14 protein-coding genes and 2 pseudogenes are annotated in these 17,458 nt (G+C 70.7%); 14 read left to right on the top strand and 2 right to left on the bottom strand.

The annotated features are described in order from the left end of the window. From ACQEU8_RS03265 to ACQEU8_RS03210, 12 genes and pseudogenes are all read left to right on the top strand, one after another. Complete coding sequence (locus ACQEU8_RS03265; protein ID WP_433096575.1) at positions 1-1,275, top strand: O-antigen ligase family protein; 1,275 nt, start codon at positions 1-3, stop codon at positions 1,273-1,275. Between the two features lie 2 nt (positions 1,276-1,277). Continuing rightward, positions 1,278-2,489, top strand: coding sequence for a glycosyltransferase (locus tag ACQEU8_RS03260; RefSeq protein WP_433102111.1), 1,212 nt, complete (start codon positions 1,278-1,280; stop codon positions 2,487-2,489). Then, positions 2,486-3,721, top strand: coding sequence for a class I SAM-dependent methyltransferase (locus ACQEU8_RS03255; RefSeq protein WP_433096573.1), 1,236 nt, complete (start codon positions 2,486-2,488; stop codon positions 3,719-3,721). Before ACQEU8_RS03260 ends, ACQEU8_RS03255 begins: the two co-directional genes overlap by 4 nt. An 11-nt stretch (positions 3,722-3,732) precedes the next feature. Beyond that, on the top strand, positions 3,733-4,563 hold the full coding sequence (locus ACQEU8_RS03250) for a glucose-1-phosphate cytidylyltransferase (protein WP_433096571.1): 831 nt from the start codon (positions 3,733-3,735) through the stop codon (positions 4,561-4,563). Then, a complete protein-coding gene (locus ACQEU8_RS03245) occupies positions 4,560-5,207 on the top strand; it encodes a PIG-L deacetylase family protein (RefSeq protein WP_433096569.1) in 648 nt (215 codons plus the stop codon). Before ACQEU8_RS03250 ends, ACQEU8_RS03245 begins: the two co-directional genes overlap by 4 nt. 3 nt (positions 5,208-5,210) lie before the next feature. After that, positions 5,211-6,236: an NAD-dependent epimerase/dehydratase family protein gene (locus ACQEU8_RS03240; RefSeq protein WP_433096567.1), complete on the top strand. Its 1,026-nt coding sequence runs from the start codon at positions 5,211-5,213 to the stop codon at positions 6,234-6,236. Continuing rightward, positions 6,233-7,531: pseudogene (locus tag ACQEU8_RS03235) on the top strand (DUF4910 domain-containing protein); the annotation flags it as partial. The gene ACQEU8_RS03240 and the pseudogene ACQEU8_RS03235, both read left to right, overlap by 4 nt. Before the next feature lie 95 nt (positions 7,532-7,626). Continuing rightward, entirely contained in the window at positions 7,627-8,922 is a 1,296-nt protein-coding gene (locus ACQEU8_RS03230; RefSeq protein ID WP_433096565.1) for a hypothetical protein, read from the top strand. Beyond that, the gene (locus ACQEU8_RS03225; RefSeq protein WP_433096563.1) at positions 8,919-9,866 is read left to right on the top strand and encodes a glycosyltransferase family 2 protein; all 948 of its coding nucleotides are present in this window, start codon (positions 8,919-8,921) and stop codon (positions 9,864-9,866) included. The genes ACQEU8_RS03230 and ACQEU8_RS03225 overlap by 4 nt, the downstream gene beginning before the upstream one ends. Beyond that, positions 9,863-11,089: a polysaccharide pyruvyl transferase family protein gene (locus ACQEU8_RS03220; RefSeq protein WP_433096561.1), complete on the top strand. Its 1,227-nt coding sequence runs from the start codon at positions 9,863-9,865 to the stop codon at positions 11,087-11,089. Before ACQEU8_RS03225 ends, ACQEU8_RS03220 begins: the two co-directional genes overlap by 4 nt. Beyond that, complete coding sequence (gene rfbC, locus ACQEU8_RS03215) at positions 11,086-11,637, top strand: dTDP-4-dehydrorhamnose 3,5-epimerase (RefSeq protein ID WP_433096559.1); 552 nt, start codon at positions 11,086-11,088, stop codon at positions 11,635-11,637. Before ACQEU8_RS03220 ends, rfbC begins: the two co-directional genes overlap by 4 nt. Positions 11,638-11,645: 8 nt before the next feature. Then, positions 11,646-12,989, top strand: a complete 1,344-nt coding sequence (locus ACQEU8_RS03210) for a glutamate-1-semialdehyde 2,1-aminomutase (RefSeq protein WP_433096557.1) — start codon at positions 11,646-11,648, stop codon at positions 12,987-12,989. A gap of 7 nt (positions 12,990-12,996) precedes the next feature. Here the strand turns inward: ACQEU8_RS03210 and ACQEU8_RS03205 are convergent, their stop codons facing one another. Together ACQEU8_RS03205 and ACQEU8_RS03200 are read right to left on the bottom strand one after the other, a co-directional pair. Further along, positions 12,997-13,680 carry a phosphatase PAP2 family protein gene (locus ACQEU8_RS03205; protein ID WP_433096555.1) on the bottom strand — a complete coding sequence of 228 codons (684 nt, stop codon included), beginning with the start codon at positions 13,678-13,680 and terminating at the stop codon, positions 12,997-12,999. Positions 13,681-13,972: 292 nt separating this feature from the next. After that, a pseudogene (locus ACQEU8_RS03200) lies at positions 13,973-14,110 on the bottom strand (IS5/IS1182 family transposase); the annotation flags it as partial. Positions 14,111-14,672: 562 nt separating this feature from the next. On the opposite strand from ACQEU8_RS03200, the gene ACQEU8_RS03195 reads away from it, so the two are divergent. Both ACQEU8_RS03195 and ACQEU8_RS03190 read left to right on the top strand, forming a co-directional pair. Next, on the top strand, positions 14,673-15,692 hold the full coding sequence (locus tag ACQEU8_RS03195; protein ID WP_433096553.1) for a SagB/ThcOx family dehydrogenase: 1,020 nt from the start codon (positions 14,673-14,675) through the stop codon (positions 15,690-15,692). Positions 15,693-15,872: 180 nt separating this feature from the next. After that, positions 15,873-17,192 (top strand): cytochrome P450 family protein, encoded by a 1,320-nt coding sequence (locus tag ACQEU8_RS03190; RefSeq protein WP_433096551.1) that lies wholly within the window; start codon positions 15,873-15,875, stop codon positions 17,190-17,192. Positions 17,193-17,458: the final 266 nt, after the last annotated feature.

Genomic DNA, 17,458 nt, shown 5'->3' with positions numbered 1-17,458 from the left:
ATGGACGGACACATCGGGCGCACGCCGAAGACCGTCGGGATCGTCTGGGGGCTGCTGGTCCTCAACACGCTCGGCTCCGCCGGGGCGCAGACCATCATCCCGCTGCCCCGCTCCCTCATCCAGCTGGTCACCATGGGCGCGCTCGTCGCCGCGTTCGCGCTAGCGCTCGCGCTCAACCTCCGGCTGCGCATCCGACCCAGCGCTTTTCTGCTCCTGCTCACCCTGCTGCTGGTGCCGAGCGTGCTCTCCAGCGCGAACCTGGAGTCCGGGTTCGGCGCACTGTTCCGCTGCGCCCGGCTGGCGCTCTTCATCGGCACGCTGTGGTTGCTCAGCCGCTGGTGGGACGGCAGCACGACGTTCGTCAGACACCACATCCGGATGTACTTCGCGGTGCTCGGCTCTGTGGTCGCGGGCCTTGCCATCTCGCCGGGCGCGGCCATGCCCGAGCTCTACGGCGGGCGGCTGGTCGGCGCGTTGTGGCCGCTCACCCCGCCGCAGATCGGACAGTACGCCGCAGTGATCACCGGGCTCACCGTGCTGCTCGTACTGGGCCGCCGCACCGACAAGGCGAGCGCGGCGGTGGTCATCGTGCCGTCACTCGTCCTGCTCGCGCTGACCCACACCCGGACGGCCACACTTGGACTGTTCATCGGGTTGGCGTTGGCGATCGGCTCGCTCGTCCTGACCAGCGCCGCAGCGCGCCGGTTCTTCGGCTGGACCGTGCTGTGCGCCGCGGTGGCCGTGGTGGGCTTCGGCTCCGCGTTGCAGACGTGGTTCCTGCGTGGCCAGAGCCAGGAGCACCTCTCCAGTCTCACCGGCCGGGCCAAGGTCTGGGACGCCCTGCTGGCAGCGCCCCGGACGGCCGGGGAGAAGTTGTTCGGCATGGGCCTGGGCGACAAGTCGTTCGACGGGCTGCCGATCGACAACAGTTGGCTGGCCGTCTACCACGAGCAGGGCCTGACCGGCGTCGCCCTGGTGGCGGCGATCATCATTGTGCTGGGCGGCGTCGCGTTGCTGCGGGCGCCGTCGCTGTCGAGGGCCTGCGCGATCTTCCTGATCAGCTACTGCGCCATCGCGTCGTACACCGAGGCCGGGCTGGGCGACGCCTCACCGTATCTGCTGCATCTGGCCGTCGCCGCTTCGCTGCTTGCGTCGGCGCCCGCCACGGCAGCTGATACGGCATCCGATTTGGCCCCCGAAACGGACATGCCCCTCCCGACGCCCGCGGCCCGGCCGCGCCGCGTCCCGCGATGGGCCAGGGAGGACGGGAGATGACCATGCACGTCCTCGTCGTGCACAACCGCTACGCCTCGGCACAGCCGAGCGGCGAGAACAACGTCGTCGACCAGGAGGTGGCGCTGCTGCGCGCGGCCGGCCACCGGGTCGAGATGTTCGAGCGGCGCAGCGACGACATCGCCACCCGGTCCCTGCTGGGCAAGGCCGCGGTGCCGCTGCTGGTGCCGTGGAACCCGGCGGTCCGCACGGAGCTCGCCGCCCGGCTGCGCACCTCGCGCCCTGACGTGGTGCATGTCCACAACGTCTTCCCGCTCCTGTCGCCCGCGGTGCTGGCCGCCTGCGCCGACGTCGGCGTGCCCGTCGTCGCCACGCTGCACAACTACACCCAGGTCTGCCCGCCCGGCACACTCCAGCGGGACGGCCGTCCGTGCACCGAGTGCGTCGGGTCGGCCGTGCCGCTGCCCGCCGTCCGGCACGGCTGCTACCGCAGCTCCCGAATGGCGACCGTGCCGCTCGCGGTCAGCCTGTCGGTCAACCGGCGGCGGTGGTGGTCAGGGGTGGAGCGGTTCTTCTGCATCTCCGCGGCGCAGCGCGACGTCCTGGTGCGGGCCGGCATGCCGGCCGAACGGCTGGCGGTGAAGCACAACTTCGTGCCGGAGCCGGACGACCGCCGAGTGGGCGACGGAGAGCAGCTGCTCTATCTCGGCCGGCTCGCGGAGGCCAAGGGCGTGCGGCTGCTCATGGCCGCGTGGGACGAGATCGCCGCGAGCGGCGATGTGGGCGTGCCGCTCGTGGTCGCCGGCGCGGGGCCACTCGAGGGCGAGGTGACCGCCTGGGCGGCGGGCCGGGACGACGTGCGGTTCGTCGGCCTGTACGACCCGGCGGAGTGCAGGGAGGCCATCGCGCGGTCGGTCGCCGTGGTGGCTCCCTCGACCTGGCTGGAGGCGTTCGGCCTGGTGGTCGTGGAGGCGATGGCGGCCGGGGTCCCGGCAGTCGCCGCCGGCCACGGCGCCTTCGTCGAACTCGTCGAGGACGGGGTGACCGGGCTGCTGCACCAGCCGGGCGACCCCGCCTCGCTCGTGTCCTGCATACGCCGGATCGCGGCCGACCCGGCCCGCAACCGGGAGATGGGCCAGGCGGCCCGGCGCCGCTACGAGCAGGGTTTCAGCCCGGCCGTCGGGCTGGAGCGCCTGGTGGACGGTTACCGCACCGCGATCGCGGGTCGGACGGAATCATTGGGGGGCAGTAGATGACGGGATGCCGACTTTGCGGCTCGGCGGCGCTGGTGAGCGTCGTGGATCTGGGGGCGACCCCGCCGTGCGAGAGCTTTCTCGCCGCGGACCAACTGGACCAGCCGGAGCCTGCGTACCCGCTGCATCTGCGGGTCTGCACCGACTGCTGGCTGGCGCAGATCCCGCCGCTGATCACGCCGGAAGAGACGTTCAAGGAGTACGCGTACTTCTCCTCGTACTCGACGTCCTGGGTGGAGCACGCGCGTACGTTCGTCGCCGACGCCGTACAGCGGATGGACCTCGGCCCGGATGCCTTCGTGGTCGAGGTGGCGAGCAACGACGGCTATCTGCTGAGGCACGTGGGGGACCGGGGGATCCGCTGCCTCGGCATCGAGCCGTCGGTCAACGTCGGCGCCGCGGCCCGTAAGGCGGGTGTGCCGACGGTCACGGAGTTCCTGACCCCGGACAGCGGCGCGGACGTCCGCGCCGAACACGGCCCGGCGGACCTGGTCGTGGCCAACAACGTATACGCGCACATCCCCGACGTGGTCGGGTTCACCCGGGGGCTGCGCGCCCTGGTCGCCGACGACGGCTGGGTCTCCATCGAGGTGCAGCACCTGCTGACCCTCATCGAGCAGAACCAGTACGACACGATCTACCACGAGCACTTCCAGTACTACACGGTCGCCTCCGCGACCCGGGCCCTCGCCAGCGGCGGACTCGCGCTCGTGGACGTCGAGTTGCTGCCCACACACGGCGGCTCCATCCGACTGTGGGCCCGGCCTGCGGAGGCGGCGGGGGAGCCCACCCGCCGAGTGGCCGACGTGCTGGCCCGGGAGAAGGCCGCCGGGCTCCAGGAGCTGTCCGGGTACACCGAGTTCTCAGCGCGGGTGGCCAAGGTGCGCCGGGACCTGCTGCGGTTCCTCATCGAGGCGGCCGAGCGCGGCGAGAGGGTCGTCGGCTACGGCGCCCCGGGCAAGGGCAACACCCTGCTCAACCACTGCGGCATCCGCCCCGACCTGCTCGCGTACACGGTCGACCGCAACCCCTACAAACACGGCAGGTTCACCCCGGGCACCCGCATCCCGATCCTGCCGCCCGAGCGGATAGCCGCCGACAGACCGGACTACGTCCTCGTCCTCCCCTGGAACCTGCGCGCCGAACTGGTCGAGCAGCTGTCCTTCGTGCACGCCTGGGGCGGCCGGCTGGTCTTTCCCATCCCGGAACTGAGCATTGTCGAGGTCGCGTCTTGAAAGGGCACAGCATGAAGGTCGTCTTGTTCTGCGGCGGTTACGGGCTGCGGATGCGCAACGGAGCGTCCGACGACATACCCAAGCCGATGGCGATGGTCGGCCCGCGGCCGCTGATCTGGCACGTCATGCGCTACTACGCGCACTTCGGGCACACCGAGTTCATCCTGTGTCTCGGATACGGGGCCCACCACATCAAGAACTTCTTCCTCAACTACGAGGAGACGACGTCCAACGACTTCGTGCTGCGCGACGGGCGGACCGAGCTGCTGTCCACCGACATCGCCTCCTGGACGATCACGTTCGTGCAGACCGGCATCGAGTCACCGATCGGGGAGCGGCTGCGCCGGGTGCGGCACCACCTGGACGGCGACGAGATGTTTCTCGCCAACTACGCCGACGTACTCACCGACGCCCCGCTGCCTCAGATGATCGACCAGTTCGCCCGGCGCGACGCCGGTGCGTCGATGATGGTGGTGCCGCCGCAGTCCTCGTTCCACTGCGTGGACCTGGGCGAGGACGGCCTGGTCGGCGGCATCACCGCGGTGAGCGAACTGCCGCTGTGGGAGAACGGCGGCTACTTCGTACTCCGACAGGAGGTCTTCGACCACATCCCGGAGAACGGGGACCTGGTCGCCGACGGGTGCGCCCAACTGGCCAAGCACGGCCGACTGGTGGCCCACCAGCACCGCGGCTTCTGGAAGCCGACCGACACCGTGAAGGAGCGGGCCGCGCTCGATGACGCCTACGCCCGGGGCGACCGCCCGTGGGCCGTATGGGAACGGGACGGTGCGGGGACTGGTCTTCAGGGCGCGACCGGCAGCGGCTCCGGAGTGAGAGCGTGATCCGGCTCGGCGCCGGGCCCCTGGACCGGATCATGGCGGTGGGCGCGCACTGCGACGACATCGCCATCGGCGCCGGCGGCACGCTGCTGACGCTGTGCCGCGCGCGGCCGGGTATCCGCGTCGACGCGCTGGTGCTCTCCGGCGGTGGCAGCGAGCGGGAGCAGGAGGAGCAGGCCGCGCTCGCCGCCTTCTGCCCGGGCGCAGACCTGCGGCTGACCGTGCTCAAGCTGCCGGACGGCCGGCTGCCCGTGCACTGGGACGAGGCCAAGGCCGCAGTCGAGGATCTGCGTGAGCGGACCGAGCCGGAGCTGATCCTGGCCCCGCGCACCGACGACGCGCACCAGGACCACCGCCAACTGGCGCAGCTGATACCCACCGCCTTCCGCGACCACCTCGTACTCGGCTACGAGATCGTCAAGTGGGACGGCGATCTCGGCCGTCCGGCGGCGTACCAGCCGCTGTCCCCGGAGATCGCCGAACAGAAGGTGCGGCTGCTGCAGGAGCACTACCCCTCGCAGCGCCACCGGCCCTGGTACGACCGCGAGGCCTTCCTCGGCCTGGCCCGGATCCGCGGCATCGAATGCCACGAGCGCTACGCCGAGGCGTTCGCCGTCACCAAACTCACGCTCACTCTGGGGGGATGAACCTTGCGCGTACTGCTCACCGGACACCAGGGCTACCTGGGCACCGTGATGGCCCCGGTACTCACGGCCGCCGGACACGAAGTCGTCGGGCTGGACGCCGGCCTGTTCGCAGACTGCGTCCTCGGCCCGACGCCCGCCGACCCGCAGGGGCACCGGGTCGACCTGCGCGACGTCACGGCCGAACACGTGGCAGGGGTGGACGCCGTGATCCACCTGGCCGCGCTCTCCAACGATCCGCTGGGAGCGCTGGCGCCGGAACTCACCTACGACATCAACCACCACGCGTCCGTACGCCTCGCCCGGCTGGCCCGCGACGCCGGAGTGCGGCGCTTCCTGTACGCGTCGACCTGCTCGGTCTACGGCGCCGCAGGCGGCGACGAGTTGGTGGGCGAGGACGCCCCGCTGCGGCCAGTGACGCCGTACGCCGAGTCCAAGGTGCGGGTGGAGGACGACCTGCACGCGCTGGCCGACGGCGACTTCACCCCCGTGTTCATGCGCAACGCCACCGCCTTCGGCTTCTCGCCCCGGCTGCGCGCCGACATCGTGCTGAACAACCTGGTGGGCCACGCGCTGCTGTCCGGCGAGGTGCTGGTGCTCTCCGACGGCACCCCCTGGCGCCCGCTGGTGCACGCCGCCGACATCGCACGGGCCTTCACGGCCGCGCTGACCGCGCCGCGCGAAGCCGTGCACGACCGGGCTTTCAACATCGGCAGCGAGATCAACAACGTCACGGTCGCGGAGATAGCCGAGCAGGTCGCGGCGGCGGTGTCCGGTTCGAAGGTGGTGATCACGGGGGAGACCGGTGCCGATCCGCGCTCGTACCGGGTGGACTTCTCCCGCTTCCGCGCCGCGATACCCGGCTTCGACTGCGAGTGGACGGTGAAACAGGGCGCGCTCGAACTCGCCGACTCCTACCGTCAGTTCGGCCTGACCCGGGAGGGCTTCGAGCAACGCTTCACCCGGCTGGCCGTGCTGCGCGCGGCATCCGAGGCCGGTGCCGTGGACGACAGCCTGCGGTGGCGCCGATGACGGCGGCCGGCGAACAGCCGATAATGGCGGCCGGCTTCGGCGAGGAGATGTACGCGCTGGTTGAGCGGCTGTACCCGCCCTGCCGGAGCATCACGGGCGACGGTGTGCGCGCCACCCTGGAGATCGTCGGCGAATACGTCCCGCTGCAGGTGCACGAGGTGCCGACCGGCACCCAGGTGCTCGACTGGACCGTGCCGCAGGAGTGGAACATCCGCGACGCGTACATCGCCGACTCCACCGGCCGCCGGGTCGTCGACTTCACCGAGTCCAGCCTGCACGTGCTCGGCTACAGCGTGCCGGTGTCGGCGACCATGCCGCTGTCCGAGCTGCGCGCGCACCTGCACACCCTGCCGGACCACCCGTCCTGGGTGCCGTACCGCACCAGCTACTACGAGCCGGACTGGGGATTCTGCCTGGCCCAGGAGACCTTGGACGCACTGCCGGACGGCGAGTACGAGGTACGCATCGACTCCACACTCGCCGACGGTCATCTCACCTACGCCGAGCACGTGCTCCCCGGCCAGGTCGCCGACGAGGTGATCGTCTCCTGCCATGTCTGCCACCCGTCGCTGGCCAACGACAATCTGGCCGGCATCGCGGTGGCGACATTCCTGGCCCGGGCCCTGGCACAGCAAACGCCGTACTACACCTACCGGTTCATCTTCGCCCCCGGCACCATCGGCGCGATCACCTGGCTGGCCCGCAACGCGGAGCGGAGCGAACAGGTCAAGCACGGCTTGGTGCTGGCCTGCGCCGGAGACCAGGGATCGCTGACGTACAAGCAAAGCAGACGCGGCAATGCGGAGATCGACCGCGTGATGCGGCACGTGCTGGCCGCCTCCGAACGCCCGCACCGTATCACCGAGTTCACTCCGTACGGCTACGACGAGCGGCAGTTCTGCTCGCCCGGTTTCGATCTCGGCGTGGGCTCGCTCAGCCGGACCCCGTACGCCGGCTATCCCGAATACCACACCTCGGCGGACAACCTGGACTTCGTCACCCCGGAGGCGATGGCGGACACGCTCGCCGTCTGCCGTGAGGCATTCGCCGTCCTCGACCGCGACCGGCGGTACGTCAACCTCAGCCCCTACGGCGAACCACAGCTGGGCCGACGTGGGTTGTACGACGCGCTCGGCGGCCGCAGCGACGCGAAGCAGGCCCAGATGGCCATGCTCTGGGTGCTCAACCTCTCCGACGGCGAGCACAGTCTGCTGGACGTCGCCGAGCGGTCCGGGCTGCCGTTCGGCACCGTCGCCGCAGCGGCCGACGCCCTGAACGGCGCCGGACTACTGCGCATTTCCGGGGGACGACCCCCGGACCCCCAGCCGGAAGCGCGACCCGGGGCCGAGAGCGGGCGCGGGCTCACGCGGCAAGACTCAGAGATCAAGGCATGACGCCGATGCCCACCGAGGAGGAGACGAGACCGAAGGCGGCGACCGCCCGGCGGGCCATCGCCGGGCGGCTGTCCTGGGGACTGGCCGACCAGGCGGCCTCCAGCATGAGCAACTTCGTGGTGGGCATCTACGTGGCCCGCTCGCTGGGGGTGACCGCCTTCGGTGTGTTCAGCCTTGCCTGGGTCACCTACGGCGTGGTGCTCAACGTCTCCCGCGGACTGACCACCGACCCCCTCATGGTGCGTTTCAGCGGCGTGTCGGACGCGGCCTGGCGCGGCGCTGTGGCCCGCTCTTCGGGTGCCGCACTCGGCGTCGCTGCCGCCCTCGGCGCGGCGTGTCTGGTGATCGGGCTGGGGCTCGGCGGCCGTATGGGCACCGCGTTCGCCTGCCTCGGCGTCGTACTGCCGGGGCTGTTGCTGCAGGACGCCTGGCGGTTCGCGTTCTTCGCCGCGGGCACCGGGCGGAAAGCGTTCGTCAACGACCTCGTGTGGGGCGTCGCGCTCGTCCCGGCCATGGTGGTGGCGGCCCGCGCGGGCAACGTGGCCGCGTTTGTGCTCGCCTGGGGCGCGTCCGCCGCGGTGGCCGCGGTGTACGGCTGCTTCCAGTCCGGGATCCGGCCCCGCATGACCGGAGTGCGCGAGTGGCTTCGCGCGCACCGCGACCTCGGCTATCGGTACCTGGTCGAGAACACAGCCGTCAGCGGCGCGAGCCAGCTGCGCGCTTACGGGCTCGGCGCGATCGTCGGGGTCGGCGCGGTGGGTGTGGTCCGGGGTGCCGAGCTGCTGCTCGGCCCGTTCCTCGCGGTGCTGATGGGTCTTTCGCTGGTCACCGTCGCGGAGGCGGCACGGGTGCTGCGGCAGGCCCCGCACCGGCTTGGCACGTTCTGCCTCCTGCTGGGCGGCGCACAGGCCGCCGCCGCGCTCCTGTGGGGCGCTGCACTGCTGCTGGTGCCGGACCGGGTCGGCGAACTCGTACTCGGCGGCGTCTGGCACTCCGCCTCCGAGCTGATCGTGCCGGCCACGCTCGGCGTCGCGGGTGCAGGGCTCGGCACCGGCGCGGCGGCCGGGCTGCGTGCACTCGGCGCGGCCCGGCGCAGCCTGCGCAGCCAGCTGTTCGCCTCCGCCTGCTACGTCATCGGCGGGCTCGGCGGCGCTGCCGTGGCCGGCACGGTCGGCTCGGCCTGGGGCGTCGCCGCCGCGACCGTCTGCGGCTCGGCCGTGTGGTGGCTGCACCTGCGGTCAGCCCTGCGCGAGCGCCACCAGAATCCCCTCCCCGAAGTGAGGACGCCATGACCGCCCAACCCCGGCTGAGCATCGGCCTGCCCGTATACAACGGCGAGGAGTACCTCGCCGAGTCGCTCGACGCCCTGCTCGGCCAGACGTACGAGGACTTCGAGCTGGTCATCTCCGACAACGCCTCGACCGACGCGACCCAGGACATCTGCCGCAAGTACGCCGCGCAGGACTCACGCATCCGCTACCTCCGGCTGCCCCGGAACATCGGCGCCGCACCGAACCACAACTACGTCCTCACCGAGTGCCGCGGCGAACTCTTCAAGTGGGCCTCGCACGACGACTTATACGCCCGCGACCTGCTGCGGCGCTGCATTCAGGCGCTGGACGAGCAGCCGCACGTGATCCTCGCGCACTCCGACCAGGCCGTCATCGACGGCGACGGTCAGGTGAAGGTCCCGTACGAGTACCGGCTCGCCACCGACTCACCGCACGCGCCGGAGCGCTTCCGCAGCCTGCTGTTCGAGCCCGGCGGCGACGACTTCTACGGGGTGATGCGCGCCGACATGCTGCGCCGAGTGAAGCCGCACGACAGCTACCACCACGCGGACCGCACATTCGTCGCCGAGATCGCCCTGCACGGGCCGTTCCACCAGGTGCCGGAGCTGCTGTACTTCCGCCGCGACCACCCCACCCGCGCCGAGCGGGCGAACCCGTCCAAGCGCTCCCGGTGCGTCAACCTGGACCCGCGCCGGGCAGGCCCGCTGCACCCGACGCCCCGGCTGCTCGCCGAGTACGTCTGGGGCTTCGTCGCCGCGATCCGGCGGGCGCCATTGTCCGCGGCCGACCGGCGCGCGTGCTACCGCCACCTGGCCGCATGGATGGCCAGCCGGGCCCGCCCTGGCGCCGGTGAGCGGGTCGAGGACCGCGCCCCGGTCGACCCGGGGCGGCTCACCGTCTCCGTCGACGCGCTTGTCGCCGGTCGTGAGGGGCGGCGGGCATGACCCCGGTGCGGGTGGGGGTGTTCGGCCTGCTCGGCTCCGGCAACCTCGGCAACGACGGGTCGCTCGAAGCCGTGCTCGGGTACCTCCGTGCCGAGCACCCTCAGGCAGTCGTGGATGCGCTGTGCGGCGGACCCGAGGTCGTTACGGCCCGGTACGGGATCCCCGCGACGCGGCTGCACTGGTACCGCGGCGAGTACCGGACGGCCTCCCGCGCGGGCGCGATCGCGGCCAAGGGTCTGGGCAAACTCGTCGACGTCGTCCGCACCGCCGCCTGGGTGCGCCGGCACGACGTGGTGATCGTCCCCGGCATGGGCGTCCTGGAGGCCACGCTGCCGCTGAGGCCGTGGGGCTTCCCGTACTCGCTGTTCCTGCTCTGCGCGACCGGCCGGCTGTTCGGCACCCGGGTCGCGCTGGTCGGTGTCGGCGCGGACGCGATCAGCAACCGGCCGACCCGGACCCTGGTGCGCTGGTCGGCGCGGCTGGCCACGTACCGCTCGTACCGCGACACCCTCTCCCGCGACGCGCTGCGGCAGATGGGCGTGGACACCACACACGACGAGGTCTACCCGGACCTCGCCTTCGCCCTGCCGACACCCCCGGCCACCGAGCCCGCGGGCACGGTCTGTGTCGGCGCCATGGCCTTCCACGGCGGCAACGACGACCGCGCCCGCGCCGACGAGATCCACCAGCGCTACCTCGACGGTGTGACCCGCTTCGTCCGCGCGCTGGTCGAGGACGGCAGACCGGTCCGGCTGCTCACCGGCGACGAGTGCGATGCGCCGGTGGTCGCCGCGATCCTCAACGCGGTGGACTCGCCGCTGGTCACCGCTGCCGAGGCGGCCTCGCTGACCGACCTGATGAAGGAGATGGCGGCTGCCGACACCGTGGTGGCGACCCGCTACCACAACCTGATCTGCGCGCTGAAGGCCGGCACGCCGACGCTCGCACTCAGCTATGCGGCGAAGAGCGACGCGCTCATGGAACGGATGGGTCTTGGCGCGTACTGCCACCCGGCTCGCGGGGTCGACGCCGACCGGCTGCTCGAACAGTTCCGTGCGCTGGAGAAGCGATCGGCGGAACTGCGGCAGACCCTTGCCGAACGCAACGTGGTCGCCGCCCGGCAACTCAAGGGCCAGTTCGCCGAGTTGACCGCGGCTCTGTTCCCGGCGACCGCCTACACCCACACCCACGCACACGCCCGCGCGTATCGGGAGGCTCCATGAAAGCGACCGAGGTCCCGGCAATCGCCGGTGCGTACCTCTTCGAACCGACGCCGTACGCCGACGAACGCGGCTTCTTCTGCCGCACCTTCGACGCCGACGTGGTCCGCTCGGTGGGCCTCGACCCGAACGCCTTCGTCCAGGACAGCCTGTCCCGCTCGGTACGGGGCGTGCTGCGCGGCCTGCACCTGCGCGCTGGCGCCGGCGAGGCCAAGCTGGTGCGGTGCTCGTACGGAAGGATCTTCGACGTCGTCGTCGACCTACGGACGGACTCGCCGACCTACCGCAACCGGGCGTTCTTCGAACTGTCCGACGAGACGCAGACGACGCTGTACATCCCGGCGGGGTGCGCGCACGGCTTCCAGGCGCTCACCGAGACCGCCGACACCTCGTACCGGATCGACCGCCCGCACGATCCGGCCGAGGACGTGACGATCGCCTTCAACGACCCGGAACTCGCCATCCCCTGGCCGCTGCCGGTCACCTCGATGTCCCGGCGGGACCGGGAGGCGCCGAGCCTCGCCGAAGTCCTGAAGCACAGAGAGAAGTGAGGGTCGGCGTGGACACCCAACACACCGAAGACACCGAGGAGTTCTCCCTGCCTCGATCACGGATGGCGAATGAGCGGCTGCACGCCCTCATCCCCGGGGGCGCGCACACCTACGCCAAGGGTGACGACCAGTACCCCGAGAACCTCGCCCCTGTTATCAGTCACGGCCACGGTGCCCACGTGTGGGACATCGACGGCAACCGCTACCTCGAGTACGGCTCCGGCCTGCGGTCGGTCAGTCTCGGCCACGCCCACCCGCGCGTAACCGAGGCGGTGCGGCGGGAACTCGACCGCGGCAGCAACTTCGTCCGGCCGTCCATCGTGGAAGTCGAGGCCGCTGAACGCTTCCTGGCCACGGTGCCGACCGCCGAGATGGTGAAGTTCGCGAAGAACGGCTCCGACGCCACCACCGCCGCCGTACGCCTCGCCCGCGCCGCCACCGGACGCCCGCGGGTGGCCATCTGCGCCGACCATCCCTTCTTCTCCACCGACGACTGGTTCATCGGCACGACGCCGATCTCCTCCGGCATTCCGGCGGCGACCACCGACCTCACCGTGACATTCCCGTACGGGGACCTGGCCGCCACGGAGGAACTGCTCACCCGCTACGAGGACGAGGTCGCCTGCCTGATCCTCGAACCCGCGACCCACACCGAGCCCCCGCCCGGCTACCTCGCCGGTCTGCGCGAACTGGCCGACCGGCACGGCTGCGTACTCATCTTCGACGAGATGATCACCGGCTTCCGCTGGTCCGAGGCAGGCGCCCAGGGCCTGTACGGCGTCGTCCCCGATCTCTCCACGTTCGGCAAGGCGCTGGGCAACGGATTCGCCGTCTCCGCGCTGGCCGGGCGCCGCGACCTGATGGAGCGGGGCGGGCTGCGTCACTCCGGCGACCGGGTGTTCCTGCTGTCCACCACGCACGGCGCGGAGACGCACGCGCTGTCCGCCGCGATGGCCGTGCAGACCACCTACGTCGAGGAGGGCATCACCGCGCGACTGCACGCCCTCGGCGAGCGGTTGGCCGCCGGTGTCCGCGACGTCGCGTCCGGCATGGGCGTCGGCGACCACATCGTCGTCCGGGGCCGGGCCAGCAACCTCGTCTACGCCACCCTCGACGAGAACCGGCAGCCGTCGCAGCAGTACCGCACCCTCTTCCTGCGCCGGCTCCTCGCAGGCGGAGTGCTGGCCCCGTCGTTCGTGGTGAGCAGCGCGCTCAGCGACGCCGACATCGACCGCACCGTCGATGTGGTGGCCCAGGCCTGTGCGGTGTACCGGAAGGCACTGGACGCCGCCGACCCCACCGCCTGGCTGGCCGGACGGCCGGTGAAGCCCGTATTCCGCCGGTTGGCATGACGTGACTTCAGCGGAGCTCCTGCCCACGGGGGTCGACCGTCCGACCGACTAGTCGGTCGGACGCCCGGTCGACCAGCCATGCGGTCGCCGGCACCACCGCCAGCGCGGTGCACCAGCCGCCGAGAACGTCGGTCGGGTAGTGCGCGCCCAAGGCGACCTGCGCCCAGCCCATAGCGGCACCGGCAACCAACCCCGAGGCGAGCACGAGCAACGTGCCGACCGTCCTGCCGAGCCCGAGCCGGCTCGCCGCGATCAGCGCCACCACGAGGGCGAGCGCGGTGAGGAAGGCGGTGTGCCCGCTCGGGTAGGACAGGTTGCCGTCGCCGTGGATGGTGCGCCCCACCAGGTGCTTGAGCAGCTTCGCCGTCCCCACTGTCAGACCGACCCCGACAACGCTGAGCACCGCTGCGCGAGGACACCGAAGCACCAGGCACCCCGTCACGGCAGCCACAACCAGCATCACCGCTCCCACAGGCTCCCCCAAGAAGTCCGTGCCCAGAGCGACGTACCGCCACGGCGGCCCCACACCTTCCACCACCGCCCAGATCCGCGCATCCACCACGCCGGGCTTGCCATCGCCGGCATACAGAACCCCAAGCACAACAACCACCAACGCGCCGAGCGCCGCAGCCACCCCGAGCCACCCTCGCAGCAATGAGGGCAGCACCGCCCGCACCGACCGACCGATCACCCGCCCACCACGTCCGGTCGACGGCGTCCGCGGGATGTGGAATCGGATACGCGGACGACGGTTCGGCAGCTATCGGGCTCGTGCACACTGCCACCCCCCGGTGCGGTTCGCTACACGGCAACTGGTGCGCGATCCCAGGGACAGCATCCGACGTTGTATCGGCCCGCCCCCTGAGCGCCCCGCCCTGCAACAGGACGTGCCCCCCTTGGCCCTTGCCGCCTGGGACTGGCCAGAAGCTTACGCTCGACAAGAGCCCCCCGTGTACCCCGGCGAAGCCCTGCCCCGGTCTGCCTCACCCGAGCGCGAAGCAGGTGGCGATGCCTCGCCACGGCTTCAGACGGTCGATACACCGCTCGACGCTGTTTCCCTGCTTGTAGGTCTCGCGGTCGAACGCTGGTGGCCGGCCGCCCCGGCTGCCGCGTCGCAGCTGGGTGGGTTGTGGCTGGTCGCTCCCCCAAGTTCTCGGCTTCGCTCGAACAGGGGGACCCCCATCTGCGGCGGAGCCGCACATGGACACAGCCCCGAGCCCCTTTGGGCACCCGCGGAGAATGCCCCTGAAACATGAGAATGCGTGATTCATTCATAATGGCGATCTGTGAGGCATTTGGAGATCCGCAGGTCCCCCCGTTGGGCAGGCTGCCCCCCGTGCGCCTGATCAGGTCCGGCGCGCTGTCCGTGCAACGAGTTGAGGGGAAGTGACATCGCATGCGAAAGGTCGCGATGAACGCGCAGCCGGCAGTCCGGAAGGACCGGCGGGCTGGGTACTACATCTTCAAGTTCCAGGGCGGCACCGCGAAGTGAGCTCGCCTGGGGCGGGCAACGGCCGTGCCGCGGCGTAGCTTGCACGTCCGTAGCCCGCCCCTCCTGATCCCCTCTCGTCTGCTGGAGCTGCTGTGCGCTACCGACGTTCCCGCTGTCTGACCTGTTATTGGCGGGAGGGGACGTTCGTTGTCCATCACTATCCTCACGGCACTCCCACCTCGCTGCATCCGGTGGCCGCCGAGATTCTCTCCGTATTCGAGGACTGGACCGAGCCGGCCGGCGCCGCCAAGACGCTGGACCACCTCACTCCCGAAACTGTCGCCGAGGCCGTGTCGGCCCTCACCGAGGCCGGCGCACTCCTGCCGGAAGGCAGCCCAGAGGCCCACCACGACCAGGAGATCGACCGTCATTGGTCTGCCTGGGCCCCCGAAGCGTCGTTCCTCCACTACGCCACGCAGAACGACTACCTGGACAGCGAGATCAACACCCAGGAACCGGACCGTGCGCCGGACCTGGCGCAGATGCCGCCACTGTTCACCACCTACGCGAACGCGCCCCGGCAGCTGCTGCCACGCCCCCGGGCCGAGCTGCGAATTCCGTACGACCAGGTCCTCTACGGCCGCCGCACGCACCGCGACTTCACTTCCGACGCGGTGTCGCTGGAGACGCTGGCCACACTGCTCTGCACCGTGTTCGGCCCGGTCGACTTCATCGACAGCGGCCACGGCGCGCTCTACCGCCGTACGAGTCCCTCCGGCGGTTCCCGCCAGGAACACGACGCCTACCTCGGCGCTCTCAACGTTACGGGGCTGGCTGCCGGTTGGTACCACTACAACGGCCTGGAACATTCCCTGGAACTGCTCAGCGAGGGACTCGCGCGTCACGAGGCCGCGCATCTGTGTGCTGACCAGGACTGGGCGGGCGAAGCCGCGTTCCTGGTCGTGCTCGCCGCCCGGCTGGAACGCATGAGCGTGAAATACCACACGCCCCGCTGTTACCGCATCTGTCTGCTCAACGCCGGCCACCTGGGCCAGACCTTCGCGCTGACCGCTACCGCGCTGGGCCTCGGCCCCGCCCAGACCGGTGCCTTCAACGATCCGCTGATCTCAGAACGTTGCCGCCTGGACAATGCCGGACACACACCCCTCTACGTCCTGCTCGCCGGTCACCCCAGCCCCTCCGGTTCCCGTCGACCGCCACCGGCTTCGCTCACCGCCTTCGCCGGCACACCGCTCCACGCGACCAGGTGATCAGGACAGGGACCGGAACCCTGAACGGGCCTCTCCGGCCGTCGGCCTCGTTCAGGTTCGCGTTCCCGACGAAGTCCCATAGGAGGAGCAGCGCCGGGTGTCAGCACTGCCCTCCGCAGGCGCTCAGCGCTATGGGCGAGACACCGCCGTGTCCCTCACCGACCAGGAGGAGAGCACACCATGGAGAACAGGCCCGCCGCGCCCACACCGCCTCCAGGCCTCCCGCCCTCCATGCAGGACCTCATCGGCAAGCACCCAGGCGAGCCGAACGTCATGGACCCGGAACTGCTCGCTGATCCGTTCGGCGGCTACGGCCGGCTGCGCGAGAAGGGCCCCGTCCTGCGGGCACGCTTCATGGACGACACACCCATCTGGCTGGTGACGCGCTTCGAGGAAGTGCGCGCCGTCCTGCGGAACCCGTGCTTCGTGAACAACCCGTACTCGATTCCCGGACACACCGGCCCCGACCCGCGCACCCGGCTCATGGAAGTGCTCGGCATTCCCCGGGAGTACAGCGTGTACATCCTGGAATCGGTCCTCACCAGCGACCCTCCGGACCACGCCCGGCTGCGCCGGCTGGTCTCCCGCGCCTTCACCGCCCGCCGCGTCCCCGAGTTGCGGCCGCGTGTCGAGGAGATCACCGACCATCTCCTCGACGAACTGCCCGCACACTGCGACGAGCACGGAGTGGTCGACCTCATCGAGAACTTCGCCTACCCCCTGCCGATCAACGTCATCTGTGAGTTGGTGGGTGTGCCCGAGGTGGACCGGCCACGCTGGCGGGACTTCGGCGCCGACCTCGCTTCGCTGGAGCCCGAGCGGATCGGGGCTTCCTTCCCGGCCGTGGTCGACCACATCCACGAGTTGATCGACGCACGCCGCGCGGCCCCTCAGCACGACCTGATCAGCGCGCTCATCCGCGCCCGGGACGACGGCGACCGGCTCAGCGACACCGAGATGGTCACCCTCGTGATGGCGCTGGTGCTCGCCGGACACGAGACCACCGCCCACCTCATCGGCAACGGCACCGTCGCCCTGCTCACCCACCCCGACCAGATGCGACTGCTCCAAGAGGACTGGGAACTGCTGCCGCACGCCGTTCACGAACTGATGCGCCGGTGTGGTTCGGTCCAGATGACCCAACTGCGCTATGCCGCCCAGGACGTCGTACTCGCGGGCGTCCGGATCCGCCGGGGCGAGGCCGTCCAGCCCGTCCTGGTCTCCGCCAACCACGACCCGCGCCACTACGACGCCCCCGAACGCCTGGACCTGACCCGGCAAGCGGGCCGCGGCGAGGACCATGTCGGCTTCGGCCACGGCATGCACTACTGCCTGGGCGCTCCACTCGCACGCCAAGAGGCCGAGGTGGCCATCGGCCGCCTGCTGCAACGCTATCCGGACCTCTCCCTGGCTGTAGCCCCCAACCAGCTCAAGACCAAAGTACGCCGCCGCCAACCCGGCGCCTGGCGCCTCCTCCAACTCCCGCTACGCCTCACGTAGGCGCCATGAGCACAGCTCTACGGGATACCTGGCTCGGCGCCTCCACTCCGCGCCCCGACACCCACGGAGCGGAACAGTCCGTCTTGCATCTGGGCTTCGGTCATGGTGATCGGTTTCGGCTGGAATCCCGGCGGCGGTTTCGAGGCCGAGCAGCCCAGGAAAGCCGAACAGGCGCCGGCCGTGGACATCGCGCGGGAGTCCGGCGTCGGCACCGAAGCCACCGTGCGCAAGCCTTCCTCCGCGTGCTTGCAGATCTCGCCGCTCGA

This window comes from Streptomyces sp. CA-250714 (genome assembly GCF_050936705.1).
In the GTDB taxonomy this organism is placed as follows: domain Bacteria; phylum Actinomycetota; class Actinomycetes; order Streptomycetales; family Streptomycetaceae; genus Streptomyces.
Note: the sequence above shows the minus strand (reverse complement) of the source record. Positions and strands in the feature narration are given on the sequence as shown.

Coding starts and splice junctions, on each gene's coding strand:
- ACQEU8_RS03230 (WP_433096565.1), top strand. CDS start 7,627: ATGACGCCGATGCCCACCGAGGAGGAGACGAGACCGAAGGCGGCGACC.
- ACQEU8_RS03220 (WP_433096561.1), top strand. CDS start 9,863: ATGACCCCGGTGCGGGTGGGGGTGTTCGGCCTGCTCGGCTCCGGCAAC.
- ACQEU8_RS03225 (WP_433096563.1), top strand. CDS start 8,919: ATGACCGCCCAACCCCGGCTGAGCATCGGCCTGCCCGTATACAACGGC.
- rfbC (WP_433096559.1), top strand. CDS start 11,086: ATGAAAGCGACCGAGGTCCCGGCAATCGCCGGTGCGTACCTCTTCGAA.
- ACQEU8_RS03260 (WP_433102111.1), top strand. CDS start 1,278: ATGCACGTCCTCGTCGTGCACAACCGCTACGCCTCGGCACAGCCGAGC.
- ACQEU8_RS03265 (WP_433096575.1), top strand. CDS start 1: ATGGACGGACACATCGGGCGCACGCCGAAGACCGTCGGGATCGTCTGG.
- ACQEU8_RS03250 (WP_433096571.1), top strand. CDS start 3,733: ATGAAGGTCGTCTTGTTCTGCGGCGGTTACGGGCTGCGGATGCGCAAC.
- ACQEU8_RS03255 (WP_433096573.1), top strand. CDS start 2,486: ATGACGGGATGCCGACTTTGCGGCTCGGCGGCGCTGGTGAGCGTCGTG.
- ACQEU8_RS03190 (WP_433096551.1), top strand. CDS start 15,873: ATGGAGAACAGGCCCGCCGCGCCCACACCGCCTCCAGGCCTCCCGCCC.